At 52.6% G+C, this 13,138-nt stretch carries 16 protein-coding genes; 6 read left to right on the top strand and 10 right to left on the bottom strand.

Translation table 11 applies throughout. From position 1 onward, the window contains the following. Nucleotides 1-206 precede the first annotated feature (206 nt). The 3 genes from B5D39_RS08310 to B5D39_RS08300 all read left to right on the top strand — a co-directional run bounded on the left by B5D39_RS08310 (nt 207) and on the right by B5D39_RS08300 (nt 1,949). Nucleotides 207-605: a HEPN domain-containing protein gene (locus B5D39_RS08310; RefSeq protein ID WP_078789996.1), complete on the top strand. Its 399-nt coding sequence runs from the start codon at nt 207-209 to the stop codon at nt 603-605. Continuing rightward, a complete protein-coding gene (locus B5D39_RS08305; protein WP_078789995.1) occupies nt 578-895 on the top strand; it encodes a nucleotidyltransferase domain-containing protein in 318 nt (105 codons plus the stop codon). The genes B5D39_RS08310 and B5D39_RS08305 overlap by 28 nt, the downstream gene beginning before the upstream one ends. A gap of 301 nt (nt 896-1,196) precedes the next feature. Then, nucleotides 1,197-1,949: a septal ring lytic transglycosylase RlpA family protein gene (locus tag B5D39_RS08300; protein ID WP_078789994.1), complete on the top strand. Its 753-nt coding sequence runs from the start codon at nt 1,197-1,199 to the stop codon at nt 1,947-1,949. A gap of 11 nt (nt 1,950-1,960) precedes the next feature. Here B5D39_RS08300 and B5D39_RS08295 read toward each other — a convergent pair whose 3' ends face one another. Together B5D39_RS08295 and B5D39_RS08290 are read right to left on the bottom strand one after the other, a co-directional pair. Continuing rightward, nucleotides 1,961-2,422, bottom strand: a complete 462-nt coding sequence (locus B5D39_RS08295) for a hypothetical protein (RefSeq protein ID WP_078789993.1) — start codon at nt 2,420-2,422, stop codon at nt 1,961-1,963. 63 nt (nt 2,423-2,485) lie between these two features. Then, nucleotides 2,486-2,953, bottom strand: coding sequence for an FKBP-type peptidyl-prolyl cis-trans isomerase (locus B5D39_RS08290; RefSeq protein ID WP_078789992.1), 468 nt, complete (start codon nt 2,951-2,953; stop codon nt 2,486-2,488). Between the two features lie 115 nt (nt 2,954-3,068). On the opposite strand from B5D39_RS08290, the gene B5D39_RS08285 reads away from it, so the two are divergent. Then, nucleotides 3,069-3,254, top strand: coding sequence for a hypothetical protein (locus tag B5D39_RS08285; protein ID WP_078789991.1), 186 nt, complete (start codon nt 3,069-3,071; stop codon nt 3,252-3,254). 27 nt (nt 3,255-3,281) lie between these two features. Here the strand turns inward: B5D39_RS08285 and B5D39_RS08280 are convergent, their stop codons facing one another. From B5D39_RS08280 to B5D39_RS08265, 4 genes are read right to left on the bottom strand one after another with little or no spacing between them, the layout of a single operon-like run. Then, nucleotides 3,282-4,211, bottom strand: coding sequence for a D-2-hydroxyacid dehydrogenase (locus B5D39_RS08280; protein ID WP_078789990.1), 930 nt, complete (start codon nt 4,209-4,211; stop codon nt 3,282-3,284). Between the two features lie 42 nt (nt 4,212-4,253). Beyond that, entirely contained in the window at nt 4,254-4,766 is a 513-nt protein-coding gene (locus B5D39_RS08275; RefSeq protein ID WP_078789989.1) for a cupin domain-containing protein, read from the bottom strand. Nucleotides 4,767-4,789: 23 nt separating this feature from the next. Further along, nucleotides 4,790-5,206: a secondary thiamine-phosphate synthase enzyme YjbQ gene (locus B5D39_RS08270; RefSeq protein ID WP_078789988.1), complete on the bottom strand. Its 417-nt coding sequence runs from the start codon at nt 5,204-5,206 to the stop codon at nt 4,790-4,792. Then, nucleotides 5,190-6,422: an HD domain-containing protein gene (locus tag B5D39_RS08265; RefSeq protein ID WP_244161375.1), complete on the bottom strand. Its 1,233-nt coding sequence runs from the start codon at nt 6,420-6,422 to the stop codon at nt 5,190-5,192. Before B5D39_RS08265 ends, B5D39_RS08270 begins: the two co-directional genes overlap by 17 nt. Nucleotides 6,423-6,637: 215 nt before the next feature. Here B5D39_RS08265 and B5D39_RS08260 point away from each other — a divergent pair, with 215 nt between their 5' ends. Then, nucleotides 6,638-8,851 carry a PhnD/SsuA/transferrin family substrate-binding protein gene (locus B5D39_RS08260; protein ID WP_161947453.1) on the top strand — a complete coding sequence of 738 codons (2,214 nt, stop codon included), beginning with the start codon at nt 6,638-6,640 and terminating at the stop codon, nt 8,849-8,851. 82 nt (nt 8,852-8,933) lie between these two features. On the opposite strand, the gene miaA is transcribed toward B5D39_RS08260, so the two are convergent. The 3 genes from miaA to B5D39_RS08245 are packed head-to-tail and all read right to left on the bottom strand — an operon-like array spanning nt 8,934 to nt 10,704. Continuing rightward, the gene (miaA, locus tag B5D39_RS08255; protein ID WP_078789986.1) at nt 8,934-9,860 is read right to left on the bottom strand and encodes a tRNA (adenosine(37)-N6)-dimethylallyltransferase MiaA; all 927 of its coding nucleotides are present in this window, start codon (nt 9,858-9,860) and stop codon (nt 8,934-8,936) included. 12 nt (nt 9,861-9,872) lie between these two features. After that, on the bottom strand, nt 9,873-10,304 hold the full coding sequence (locus B5D39_RS08250) for an FKBP-type peptidyl-prolyl cis-trans isomerase (RefSeq protein ID WP_078789985.1): 432 nt from the start codon (nt 10,302-10,304) through the stop codon (nt 9,873-9,875). Nucleotides 10,305-10,359: 55 nt separating this feature from the next. Continuing rightward, nucleotides 10,360-10,704 (bottom strand): HIT domain-containing protein, encoded by a 345-nt coding sequence (locus B5D39_RS08245; protein WP_078789984.1) that lies wholly within the window; start codon nt 10,702-10,704, stop codon nt 10,360-10,362. 129 nt (nt 10,705-10,833) lie between these two features. Here B5D39_RS08245 and B5D39_RS08240 point away from each other — a divergent pair, with 129 nt between their 5' ends. Next, a complete protein-coding gene (locus B5D39_RS08240; protein ID WP_078789983.1) occupies nt 10,834-11,877 on the top strand; it encodes an acyl-CoA thioesterase in 1,044 nt (347 codons plus the stop codon). Between the two features lie 2 nt (nt 11,878-11,879). Here the strand turns inward: B5D39_RS08240 and B5D39_RS08235 are convergent, their stop codons facing one another. Then, on the bottom strand, nt 11,880-13,046 hold the full coding sequence (locus B5D39_RS08235; RefSeq protein WP_078789982.1) for an MFS transporter: 1,167 nt from the start codon (nt 13,044-13,046) through the stop codon (nt 11,880-11,882). Nucleotides 13,047-13,138 lie beyond the last annotated feature (92 nt).

Here is a 13,138-nt window from a genome sequence, read left to right as displayed (position 1 = left end):
CGATGATCAATGGGCACGTATATCCATGCGTACCGCTATGGTTATGTCGGGACGAAGTCCGGTGTCGAAACGGATTTTCCATCGCACATAAACCTGAACGGATTTATGCAGTAACAAGGGTGGAGCTGCTTACCGGTATAGGCAGTTGTGAGGAGACAATTCCAGTTTAGTTGCTATCTTCAGTAATTTACGGTATTTTTTACGCCATGACGTTTGAATCAGACAAAACCATAGCCTATTGGGCTGAAAGTTCCGCATACGATCTGGAGACCGGTGCAACACTGCTGCGTTCCAAGAAATACCCGTATGCCCTGTTCTTTGGTCACCTTGCCATTGAAAAGATTCTGAAAGCATTGGTGGTGAAGCATACCGGTACTCATGCCCCCTACTCCCATTCTCTGGTTATGCTGGCAAAGAAAACCGGCTTTCAAATACCAGACGAAATGTTTGACCAGTTGGCAGAGTTCATGGAGTTTCACACTGAAGCGCGGTATCCTGATGTAAAAATGGATTTTTACCAGAAATGCACCAAGGAATTTGCTGCTGAGAAGTACAAAGAGATAAAGAAAGTTTACAAATGGTTACACAAGAAATCAGAGATATAGTCATCAGGCTGGTAGATGCTGTATCAACAAAGGGTGTCCATGTTGACAAAGCCCTTTTGTACGGTTCCTTTGCAACCGGCAAACAGACGGTTGACAGTGACCTTGATATAGCCATTATCTCCAGTGACTTTGGCAGGGACAGGTTTAACGAGGGCAAAATGCTGATGCAGCTTGCCTGGCGGATTGATGCCAGACTCCATCCGGTTCCTGTATCAGCAGATTCATACAAGAATGATACATGGGTTCCCCTGATTCACGAAATACGTGAACATGGGGTAGAGGTAGCCTGAAAACTTTCACCCAGCTTTCACCAACTAGATGACTTTCACCATATTTTGATGGACTTAAATGGACGTTGGTCGGCGAGCTAGGATGCGGAAATCACTTCAAATAAGTGGTCTTATGATTTTGTAAACTGTTAACCGGCAGTCTTCGAATCCCGTTTCCCGCTCCAAAAGCTCCAAAGGCCGACACAAGTGTCGGCCTTTTTTAGTACGTATATGGAGTTGTATACCTCACATTATCACTATAGCCGGGCTCTAATGGAGCCGTTAATACTAAAATCACGAAATCAGGTAAACCGTTAACACCATGACCCGCTACCGGCTACAGATTACAGGCACAACCAACATCATCATACTACTGGTAATTACGCTTCTTTTTGCGGGCTGCGCACGGCAGCGGTATGCAGTGCCTGACACAGCACCGCCGCAAAAGATTTCAAAGCCCTATGTCGTGCAGGGTAAACGGTATGAACCGCTGTCCACCGCAGATGGTTTTGTGCAGGAAGGCCTTGCCAGTTTCTACGGCCGGGACTTTCACAGCAGGAAGACCAGCAATGGTGAGCTGTTTGATATGCATGGGCTGACTGCGGCCCATAAAACGCTGCCGTTCGGTGTTTACGTGAGGGTGGAACATAGACGGACCGGCAAAGAGGTGGTTGTGCGGATCAATGATCGTGGCCCCTTTGTCGGCAACCGGATTATTGATCTTTCTGAAGGTGCGGCCTCAAGGATTGGTGTGCTTCAGGAAGGTGTTGCAGCGGTAAGGATCTCTACGTTGGGCTACAAGTCCGGCGACAGTTACCGCCAACTGGCAAGCTATGACAAAGGCAGCTATACCATCCAAGTCGGGGCATTTACGGTCAAGGAAAATGCCTACCGATACAGGGATGAACTGAAGAAAAACTATGGCGTGGCGGATGTGCAGGATTCCTGGGTCAAAAACATCCGCTATTACCGGGTGCGGGTTGGCCGTTTTGAATCGTTACGACAGGCCCAGACAAGCAGGGATGACTACGAGCAAAAGGGCTTTAAAGGCTGTTTTGTGGTGGCTGTTGATTAAGCATACTAAATTCATTTCCTGAAATAGATATCAACATAATCAGTTTCCGGCCCACAGGGGCTGTCCATCTCCTTCAGGCGCCAGTATTTCCGCGAGCCGGTTATTCTGAACGTGAGATCTCCCTGACGGACACAGGCTTCTCCACGGTTAATATAGGACACCTTCGTCACAATACTGCCGTTGATCTTAAAGCTGTTCTTGCCGATCTCCGTGACAACCCCATCCAGCAAAACATAGTCACCGCCGGTTTTCGCACGTTGTTCACCTTTTATGGTGATCAGACCATCTTTTTCAACAGCAGTGGCGGTTCCAAAATTGTCCCAGCTTATCCACTGCAGCGACAATTTATGGGGTCCCAGCAGCTTCGCCTTGGCCGGTTCATCTTTTACCACGGTGGTAGTTTTTTCATCAGCAAAACAGGGCGCGACCATCAGACAAAAAATAAGAACCGTAGGAACAAACCATCGCATCATCTTTTCTCCTGTACTCAATCTGACATTTCCCGTTCCAATACGGAGGCGGTTTACATCCAGAGGCTAACAGGCCGGTGACATACTCTTTCCGGCCTGGATTTCCCGTTCGCTGGCCGGACGGATGCTGAGTACCGTGCCTTCAAACACCAGCACCATACCGGCCAGGGGATGGTTGCCATCCAGCACCGCCTTACCTTCAGCAACATCAGTAACCGTAAAAAGCAGGTCATTACCGTTTTCAGTCTGCTCCAGCTGCATGCCGACCTCCACCGGTTCATTGAAGGCATCGATTGATTCAATCCGCACCAGATCAGCATCATATTCACCAAAGGCCTCAGCCGGTTGCAGGTGAACAATGATGCTTTCACCTGCTGATTTGCCTTCCAGTGCCGTCTCAATCCGCGGGAAGATATCCCCATAGCCGCCATGCAGGTAGACAAGCGGTTCCTGTCCTTCATCAACAGCAACACCGTCACTATCAGTAACCGTATAATCCAGCGTAACAACGCTATTTTTTGTAATTCCTGCCATCTTTGCCTCCACTTTTCATATTTTAAGCAGCCGGTACCATACGGTATTGATCAGATTATGGCAACTGCAGGCTGTTCAGTTGGTGGTATACTGGTGTCATTACTGGAGGTGGCGTATGAAACTGCTTAAAACCAAGGTCTGGCACTGGCGGGATATCTGGTTACTGAAGTGGTGTGCATTCCTGTTCGGTATCGCAGCGGGCGCCTACTTCCATCAGTGCGTTATTAAGTATGCCTGGGTAATCATTATTGTCGCACTACTGTTTGCCCTGCGACCGGCAGCAGCCTACTGGAAGGATTGAGCTGCCGCTGACTCCGTGGGTGATTACCTAAAACGCCCGGAGCCGCTCCAGCCACTCCTGAATAAAGAGATCAATGTACTCGCGGCTGACCGCGCTGGAGTGCGGTGTAATCAGTACATTCGGCTGTTCCCACAGGGGGGATGTAGCAGGCAGCGGTTCATGGGCAAAGACATCCAGCCCCGCTCCTGCCAGAGGGCCGTTCTTGAGGGCCGCCAACAGGTCATCCTCCTGATAGCAATTGCCCCGTCCCAGATTGTACAGGAACGCCCCCGGTTTCATGGTGGCAAAATGGCGACGGGTAATAATACCATCGGTTTCCTTTTCCCCCGGCAGCAGCAGCACCAGATGATCAGCATTGGGCAGCTCCTCTTCCAGCCGGTCAAAAGTGGTCATGCTGTCAATGCAGGCCGGGATTTCCTCTGGCACAGTACGCCTGACCCCGGTGATTCTTGCGCCGAACGCCTTTAACAACGCTGCCATGGATTGTCCCAGAGCCCCGCAACCGATGATCAGTACCTGCTGACTGAAGAGCCCGACACAACTGCTGTAGTCATCCCGCCCCCAGCTCCTCTGTTTCTGATCCTCAACAGATGCTCCGATCCTGCGGTTGAAATAGAGCATCATTGAAAGCAGGCTTTCACGCATGATCCGGCCATGGAAGCTGCCGTAGAAGGTCTGCACCCTGCCAGTGGGATCTTCCGCCACCCAGTCATGTCCGGCAGCCGGGGTAAAGACAGCCTTCAAATTCGGAGCAAGTTCGTACCACTCCGGCCTGAACGACCAGACCAGGGCACATTCAGCTTCAGGGAGCCTTGCCAGAAACTCTGTTTTTCCTTCAGCAACCGTGATGCTGCAGCCCGGCAGGGCCTCCTGAATACGCTCAATATGGCGCGCGGTGCTGGAAAAGGCGGCTACAGACTTGTTTTGCAGATTGATCAGAAGATTGGTTATGTTCATGAGTCACTCGTTTTCGATCAAATTTGGGGGACGCTGCAGACTCTAACGGGTCAAGCGATTAATCAGTGCCTGATAATCCGGGTACTGCGCCAGCAGGACGTTTTTATCACCCATTTCAAAATCGGCAAAATCAAATCCCGGTGCAACCACACAACTGACCAAGCTATACTCCCCTGCCCCGCTCATCTCAGCCCCGAACCAGGTCCCGGCAGGCACCATGGCCTGAAAGGCTTCTCCTGCTGCGATATCAGCCCCAAGCCTGATCGCAGAACAGGTGCCGTCCGCTGTCAGCAGGTGGATGGTCAGGCCTGTGCCGCCATGGAAAAACCACAACTCATCGGATTTGATTCTATGCAGTGCAGAGTAGTCCCCCTGCTCCAGCAGAAAATAGACGGCCGTGTAACAGGAGCGCGGGCCGTTAAAACGGTCAGGCAGTGCACTGCCGGAAACCTGCTCGTGGGAGCGACAGGTCTCGCGATACCAGCCCCCTTCTGGATGCTGGACAAGGCCAAGGCTGCTGATCAACGCTGCTGCAGGTCTGTTTGGATCACTCATGGTAGAACTCCATCCATCCGGCACTATTCGCCGATAATCTTGACCAGCACCCGCTTTCTGCGCTTGCCGTCAAACTCACCATAGAAGATCTGCTCCCAGGGCCCCAGGTCAAGCCTGCTTTCGGTAATTGCCACCACCACCTCACGCCCCATCACGGTCCGCTTCAGGTGGGCATCACCATTATCCTCATAGCCGTTGTGACGGTAGCGGGAATAGGGCTTTTCCGGGGCCAGCTGTTCCAGCCAGTCCTCAAAATCCTGATGCAGGCCGGATTCATCATCATTGATAAACACGCTGGCCGTGATATGCATGGCATTGCACAGCAGCAGTCCCTCGCGGATGTCGCTCTGTTTCAGGCACTCTTCTATGGTGGGAGTGATGTTGAGAAATGCCCGTCGGGTTTTGGTTTCAAACCAGAGTTCCTTACGAAATGTCTTCATATGACCTCAACAATCTGATTCGGTGCTGCAGGATAAAGTCAGGCCGATGCTTTTCCTGCATCGCCTCAAGCTGTTCTACGTTTATACCCAGCTGCGTACTGTTCATGGCAGCAACCTCCAGTGCCTGAAACCACTGGGCTGGGGTACTGTTACCCGGTTTGTCAGCGGCTGACACAACCGGCAGGATCAGGCTGATGCCGGCCTTACGAGCCTGCTCCGCTATCCGTAGCCTGGTTGCATCCCGCAGCTCTGACCAGCGGTTCAGGTTGGTATGCAGGCGGCTAATCCAGGCCAGCGCCCTGCCCCATTCTGTTGGCAGACAGAGTCGTTTGCAGAGGTTCAATGCGGGCTTATAACCAGCCTCATCATGGCCGTGGTGTTTAGGATACAGGGCCGGATCAGTGGACAGTTTGCCGATATCGTGAAAAAAGGCACAGAAACGGGTCAGGGGATCTGAACTGACTGTTGCGGCCCGCTGCAGTACCTGCAGGCAATGGGTCAGCAGATCACCTTCTGGATGATGCTGCAGCGGTCCGGCAGGGATATCCGGCATCCTGAACAGTTCCGACAGCCAGTCGCTTCCAAGCCTGTACTGTATCATCTGCTGAAAAAACCGCTCCGGTTGTCTAGCAGCCAGGGCCTTAACCATCTCACGGCTGAACCGTTCAACCGGCAGGCAAGCCATCTGCTCAGCCCAATCCTGCTGCTGGATCAGCTGCACAGTTTCAGGCACCATCTGCCAGCCATCAGCCACAAAACGTACACCACGGATAATCCGCAAAGGGTCATCAACAAAGTTCTGTTCTGAACAGACCCGTAGCAGCCGTTGTTGCAGATCCTGCTGGCCGTTTAAGGGATCATACAGCCTGCCGCATAAGCTTAAGGCGATGGCGTTGATGGTGAAATCCCGGCCCCTCAGATCAGCATCAAGCTGACTGATATCATCAAGCCGGATCAACTCCAGCTTACCCAGCTGAGCATCATGCTGAAACCAGATCGGCCTGGTAGTCTTGCCTGCAACCAGCCGAAAGCCAAGTGACGGCAGCAGTTCCTCAGGCAGAACAGCGATCAGGTCATAATCCTGAGCAGACTGCTGCAACAGAAAGTCCCGCATTGTACCGCCAACCAGAAAGATCTGGTCATGGTGCTGCTGCGGGAAGAGCTGTTGAAAAGGTTGCAGTAGACTGTTCATGTCAGGGGTTGTCTGGTCTTTCATGGCAAGCGTTCTTCTTTCCGCTCTGTTTCTACCATAGAGGCTGATCAGCTTCAACATACCGTTGGTCAGACAAGAACAGCAGACCTGCTTGACAAACCTTTAAGTGGTGGCAGACTCACCACAACTGTCTGAAATATCACCAAGGTCAGTGAGGCAATGAGATGCCGGATCCGGCTGCAGTACACTGCCACCTAAACAGAAGCATACTTTTGCTGATGCTGTTCTGCATGCTGCAATGGTGCATCTCTCTGCCACCAGCATGGGCAGAGGCTGATCATGAGTTGACCCTTGGTATCCTCACCATTCACTCCAAGGATGAAATGCAGCAAGAATGGCAACCACTGGCCGCACACCTCTCTGCTGCCCTGCCTGGTCATCGCTTACGTGTCATATTTCTGGACCACGATGAGATGTGGCAGGCGTTGTTACAGCGGAAACTTGATTTTGTGCTTACCAACGCCTCCCACTACATTCAGTTACGTGAAAAAACAAAATTTTCCGGCGTGTTGGCCACATTGGTCCGTTCAGAAGGAACAGTTGCGCTCAAGGAGTTGGGAGGTGTTGTCTTTACCCGTGCCAACCGGGATGACATCAACCGGTTTAAAGACCTGAAAGACAAGCGGATCGCCTGCGTTAATGAATCTCCTGGGGCCTTTGGTTCCTTCCATATTCCCATGGCTGAATTCAAGCGGGCCGGCATTGCATTACCCCGCAAAAACCAGCTGCTTGTCACAGGTATGCCACAGGATCTGGTGGTCCAGGCGGTTCTTGAAGGCAAGGCCGATGCCGGTATTGTGCGAACCGGGGTAATCGAAAAGATCGCCAGGCAGGGCAGACTCAACCTGGCTGATCTCAAGATCATCAATCAGCAAAAATGGCCTCACTTTCCGCTTGTCTGCTCAACCAGGCTCTTCCCGGAGTGGGCCTTTGTAGCCCTGCCCCATGTTGAGGAGGATACAGCCCGCAGGGTTGCGGCAACGCTACTGGCAGCCGAGCACGGCTCGCCGGTCATGCAATCAGCCTTCATCCATGGCTTCAGCACTCCAGCAGACTATCAGGCAGCAGAGCTGATGATGCGTGAACTGCGTCTGCCTCCCTTTGACCGTTCTCACTTTGTAACGATCAGTGATATCTGGCAGCAGTACCGCTGGTGGTTAATCGGAATCATCACTGCAAGTACCATGATCCTGCTCTTGACCTTGAGGCTGGTGATTACCATCAGCAACTTAAACGCTTCACGCAGAGAACTTGAACAGGCCCGCGTGGCGGCTGACACCGCAAATCAGGCCAAAAGCGAATTTCTGGCCAACATGAGTCATGAGATCCGTACGCCGATGAACGGTGTGATCGGCATGACCAACCTGCTACACCTCACCCGGTTGACTCCTGAGCAACAGGAATATCTGAACAATATTAAAACCTCCGCCGACAACCTGCTGTCCTTGATGAACGACATCCTTGATCTCTCAAAGATCGAGGCGGGCAAGACCGAGCTGGAATATTCCGATTTTTCGCTACGCAGGTTGGTCAAGGATGTCTGCACCATGCAATGCAGCCGGATCCGAAAAAAGCATCTGGAGTTACATACCAGGTTCGCGGATGATCTGCCTGACCTGCTCCATGGCGATCAGTTGCGGGTCAAACAGATCATGCTGAACCTGTTGAACAATGCCATCAAATTTACGGAGCAGGGCAGCATCACCATCTCTGCGCTGTTGCTGTCCCAGGATGCAGACAAGGTAATCATCCATATAACCGTATCCGATACCGGCATCGGCATTACTCCTGCGGCAATGGACACGATCTTTGATCCCTTTACTCAGGCTGACGGTTCCACCACCCGCAGGTTTGGCGGAACCGGCCTTGGGCTCTCAATCTGTCGGCAGCTTTCCTGCCTGATGGGCGGACGGATCTGGGCTGAAAGCAATGTTGGACAGGGCAGCAACTTCCACCTTGAGCTGCCGTTTGGAATTGGCAGTACCCCTCCAAAAAATACAGCACTGGAACCGTTCAGTATCCCGACCAGACAGGGACCGGCCTTAAAGATTTTGATTGTGGAGGATGATGAGATTAATGCTCGTCTGATTACACTGATGCTTAAAAGGATGGGACATCAGATAACAGTTGCTGAAAACGGCAAGCAGGCGGTTGAATCTACGAGAGAAGAAGCGTTTGATTGTATCCTGATGGATATGCATATGCCGGTTATGAACGGCAGTGAGGCGGTTCAGGCAATTCGCAGACAGGAGGAACAAACAGCGCGTCATACACCGGTTATCGCCCTGACCGCCAATGCCCTGCGGGGTGATCGTGAACGCTATCTGTCAGAAGGATTTGATAGCTACCTGACCAAGCCGCTTGATGTTGAGCTGTTAGTGGAAGAAATGACGAGGCTATCATCAGTATCCACCGAACAGCACGTGAGCTAAAAAGAGCACACCCCCGGCCCCTGGCAGCCTGGATGCTGCCAGCCCCATCAGCAAGATGCAAGCCCCCCTAAAAAGTGATCATTTAAGCCAGAGAAACAATATTGCTGTTCACAATCTGCAGCGATTCTGTTACCGGATCTTCTGCCCCATCCAGCCAATGGATGACCACGCCATTGCGCTCCATCCTACGGAACCAGGTTTCCTGTCGTTTGGCAAAATCATGGATAGCAGCATTCAGCTTCTGGAACAGGTCATTGCGGTTCAGCTCTCCCCGCAGGAACATCCCGCCATAGCGGTATTCCAGACCATAGTAGTCCAAGCGCTCCCACCCTACTCCACCGGCATGCAGCTGTTGGATCTCATCAAGCATACCTGCCTCAAGCCGTTGGCGCAGGCGCTGGGTGATCCTGCGACGCAGTTCTGTTCTCTCCCAGCGGATGCCCAGGACCAGCGGGCTGATGGCAGGGAACGGTTCCTGTTCTGCCTGATCATCCGGTTGGTAGCTGGCAATCTCAATGGCGCGGATAGTACGGCTTCGGTCGGTAAGGTCTGTTCTGTTATGCTGATCAGGCACCAGTTTCATCAGTATTTCAATCAGCTCTGCATCACTTTTATCAGCCAGCTTTGCCCTCAGTTGCAGGTTTTCAGGTACCTCAACCATCCGGTAGCCCCGCAGCGCCGCATCCAGATACAGGCCGGTGCCACCGCACAGAATCGGCAGCTGACCACGGGCGGTTATCCCTTCAAAGGCCTGCAGAAACAGACGCTGAAAGGTAAACAGGCTGCACTCCTGCCCCGGCTCCAGCACATCAATCAGGTGGTACGGGATAGCGCCATATTCATGCAGGTCTTTACCGGTGCCGATATCCATCCGCCTGAACACCTGTCTCGAATCAGCCGAGATGATCTCGCCAGACAGTTCCTGCGCCAGCTTCACCGCCAAACAGGTCTTGCCGGAAGCGGTCGGGCCGAGGATAGTTACCAGGTTACAGGCGGATGTTGGTTTCACAGGTAACCGTGCCTACTTCTGCACATCCAGCAGTTCAACATCAAACAACAGGGTGGCGTTGGGTGGTATCACGCCGCCAGCACCTCTGGCGCCATAACCCAGATTGGCAGGGATAACCAGTTTCCGCTTGCCGCCAACCTTCATGCCCATCACACCCTCATCCCAGCCTTTAATGACCTGCCCGATGCCAATGATGAAGCTGAACGGCTTTTTGCGATCCACTGAGCTGTCAAATTTGGTGCCGTTCTCAAGCGTACCGGTGTAGTGAACTTTCACCTGCTTACCCCTGGTTGGTGAGGCGCCTGTGCCCACCACATCATCAACATACTTGAGTCCTGAATCGGTTGTTGTCATCTTGCTCACCTTTGTTTCCGCAGCATCTGCCGGCATCACACAGATCATTGCCAACAATACAGCACCACTCAATTTGATCAGATTACGCATTTTGTACCACCTTTCATCAGTTATTCTGGATAAGCCAGTTTCTGCTTGAATTGATTCAATAGGGCCGCAACTGCTCACCAGCGCCGATATGCCAGTGCAGGTGTTTGGATGACTGATAGGTCCCCAGGTTGGTATAGACCCGGCAGGCGCCGAAACGGGCCATAAAATCAGCTGCAATCAGCTTGGCAGTCCGCATCAGCTCCAGCAGCAGTTCGTTGTCAGATTCTTCCAGGCTGATCAATGACTCGATGTGCTTTTTCGGGAGCAACACCACATGATGCTCCCAAAGCGGCTTGGTATGATGAAAAGCAAAGACCTGCTCATTCTGGAGGTAGATCGGCACCTCCAGCAGACCTTTCAGGATCTTGTCACAATAAAAGTCACAACTGGTTTCCGGCATGGCAGCTCACTTTAGTTTATTAAAATGGAGGCAGCAATGTAGCACCGACAGGCTGCCTTGCACAACCTGTCTTGGAGATGTACAGTGTACAGCAGCTGTTATCGATTGCATAAAGCAGGGAGCAAACAGATGACCACACCACGAGAAACATCGCTCTACAAGGTGCTGCCACTTGCATCAGACCTGAAGGCCCGCCGCCGTTACATGATTGTCGATGAGCCGATTGTGGGCAACTTCAGGTTCGGCCTGCTGCTGGAAGACCTGGACATCATGGCCGAGCAAGCAGCGCTGGGCTATGCCCGCAGCATTCACCCTGACGCCAAGGTGGTGACCGCTGCCATTGACAATATCATTGTACGCCACGTAGTTGACAATGACCGTGACATCCAGATTGATGCCCGGATCAACCACGTTGGCAGGTCATCCATGGTGGTGGGGATGCGGGTGGAGCACGCTGGCGATCCGTCCACCCATATCGCTTCCTGCTACTTTACCATGGTGGCCAGAGGTGGTGAATCTGCTGAGGAAAGCAGGGTGCTGCCGCCACTTGAATACCAGGATGAGCTTGAAAAACATCGGGCAGAGAAATCGATGCAGGAGCGGGAGCAGTACCGTCAACAGCAGGCAGCTCAGCAGGAGCCTCCCAGCTACGAAGAGTATGCATTGTTGCGTCAGCTGCATGAAGCCCAGGACCAACCCGGATTTAGCGGAGTTAAGGCAGACAGTCTGGTGGTGGAATCCTGGGAGCGGATGTACCCTGAGCAGGAATATGTGCCCCATAGAATCTTTGGTGGCTATATCATCCGCAGGGCCTATGAACTGTCATCCATGTGTGCTGAACAGATCGCTCCCGGTCGCGCCTTGATTGCTGCGGTCAACCGGATCAACTTCTTCCATCCGGTCAGACTGGGGGACAAGCTGCACTACACCTGCCGGGTGGTCTATACCTGTGACAGCTTTGTCTGTGTTGAGGCAGGCATCGAGCGGATCAGCCGGGACCGTAACAGCAAGGCGCTTTCAAACTCCTGCCTGTTTACCTTTGTCAACGTGGACAGCAGTTTGCAGCATCAGCCGGTTCCCGCTATCTATCCCACCACCTATGCCGAAGATGCCCGCTATCTGGCAGCATTTCGCAGCCACAGGGCGATGGTGAAGCACTATGACCTGATCTGACTCTAGTGTGCTGTTTGCCCGACCGGTGCAGCATGGGAGGGCAGTCTGATGAACTGGGCCAGAATCAGGGAAACCAGACCCAGCACGGCCCCCATGATAAACGGTATCCGGTAATCCAGCATCCAGAGGTAGCCCCCCAGGGCAGGCAGAAAAACCGCTGCAATATGGTTGATGGTAAAACCGACCGCCGAGGTGGGGGCGATATCTGCAGGATCAGCAATTTTCTGAAAGTAGGTACGGATCGCCACGGCAAAGTTGAACAGGATGTAGTCAATGATATACATCCCGGCCACCACCCAGCGTGATGATGCGTAGGCATAGGTCAGAAAGACCAGAATCACGCCAAGATACTCCACCGTGCAGAGGGTCCGCTCACCAAAGGCATTAATGGCCCTGCCGATCATCGGGTTAATGATCCAGTTGATCAGGTTGTTGATGATGAACAGTACCGTAATGGCCTGCACGGAAAAGTGAAAGACCTTGACCAGCAGAAACATGGAAAAAACCATATAGATCTGACGCCGGGCACCAGACATGAAGGTCAGGGCATAGTAGAGCCAGTAACGCCGTTTCAGGAACATCCGCAGTTTTTGAGGCGGCACATCAGCATGGCTTGGGTCCTGAAAGACCGCCCAGAGACCGGCCAGGGCAACCACGCTCCCCACCACCAGAAACATACCGCGATAATCCAGCACAAAGCCCATCCCCCAGATTGCAGCAGCAGAAATGATGCTGGTGATGGCAGCCAGACTGCGTAGCTTACCCATCACTAACGGAGACTGGTGGGTGGAAAAGTATTGCAGGGTCAGGGATTGGTTAACGGTTTCATAGTAGTGAAAACCGAAACTCATCAGCAGTGTGGTCATCGCCACTCCGCTGAAACTGGGAAAGAAGCCGGTCAGGGCAACACCGATCCCCAGCAGGATGACCGACAGGGATGCCAGACGGTGTTCTCGGATCACCAGCATCACATAAATTGCGGTTAGCGCCAGAAAACCGGGGATCTCACGGATCGACTGGGTCAACCCAACATGGAGCCCGTCAAGATGAACCGTCTCCACGGCAAAGTTGTTGAACAGCATGGTGTAGCCCTGCAGCCCCGCCATGGAGGCTGCAGTCAGTACGGCCAGAAAACTGAACATCTGCTTATTGGTAGAAGTGGTAAGCATTGTTACATGAACCCTTACACAGGGCGTTGAAAAACGTCATGAGGAAGGCTGGATACAAGGCGCACGGAGCACAGCGACCGAGACATAACATT

The organism is Trichlorobacter thiogenes (assembly GCF_900167465.1).
GTDB classification, from domain to species: Bacteria; Desulfobacterota; Desulfuromonadia; order Geobacterales; family Pseudopelobacteraceae; genus Trichlorobacter; species Trichlorobacter thiogenes.
This window is presented reverse-complemented; position numbering and strand designations above follow the sequence as displayed.

Coding starts and splice junctions, on each gene's coding strand:
- B5D39_RS08310 (WP_078789996.1), top strand. CDS start 207: ATGACGTTTGAATCAGACAAAACCATAGCCTATTGGGCTGAAAGTTCC.
- B5D39_RS08305 (WP_078789995.1), top strand. CDS start 578: ATGGTTACACAAGAAATCAGAGATATAGTCATCAGGCTGGTAGATGCT.
- B5D39_RS08300 (WP_078789994.1), top strand. CDS start 1,197: ATGACCCGCTACCGGCTACAGATTACAGGCACAACCAACATCATCATA.
- B5D39_RS08295 (WP_078789993.1), bottom strand. CDS start 2,422: ATGATGCGATGGTTTGTTCCTACGGTTCTTATTTTTTGTCTGATGGTC.
- B5D39_RS08290 (WP_078789992.1), bottom strand. CDS start 2,953: ATGGCAGGAATTACAAAAAATAGCGTTGTTACGCTGGATTATACGGTT.
- B5D39_RS08285 (WP_078789991.1), top strand. CDS start 3,069: ATGAAACTGCTTAAAACCAAGGTCTGGCACTGGCGGGATATCTGGTTA.
- B5D39_RS08280 (WP_078789990.1), bottom strand. CDS start 4,211: ATGAACATAACCAATCTTCTGATCAATCTGCAAAACAAGTCTGTAGCC.
- B5D39_RS08275 (WP_078789989.1), bottom strand. CDS start 4,766: ATGAGTGATCCAAACAGACCTGCAGCAGCGTTGATCAGCAGCCTTGGC.
- B5D39_RS08270 (WP_078789988.1), bottom strand. CDS start 5,206: ATGAAGACATTTCGTAAGGAACTCTGGTTTGAAACCAAAACCCGACGG.
- B5D39_RS08265 (WP_244161375.1), bottom strand. CDS start 6,422: ATGAAAGACCAGACAACCCCTGACATGAACAGTCTACTGCAACCTTTT.
- B5D39_RS08260 (WP_161947453.1), top strand. CDS start 6,638: ATGCTGTTCTGCATGCTGCAATGGTGCATCTCTCTGCCACCAGCATGG.
- B5D39_RS08250 (WP_078789985.1), bottom strand. CDS start 10,304: ATGCGTAATCTGATCAAATTGAGTGGTGCTGTATTGTTGGCAATGATC.
- B5D39_RS08245 (WP_078789984.1), bottom strand. CDS start 10,704: ATGCCGGAAACCAGTTGTGACTTTTATTGTGACAAGATCCTGAAAGGT.
- B5D39_RS08240 (WP_078789983.1), top strand. CDS start 10,834: ATGACCACACCACGAGAAACATCGCTCTACAAGGTGCTGCCACTTGCA.
- B5D39_RS08235 (WP_078789982.1), bottom strand. CDS start 13,046: ATGCTTACCACTTCTACCAATAAGCAGATGTTCAGTTTTCTGGCCGTA.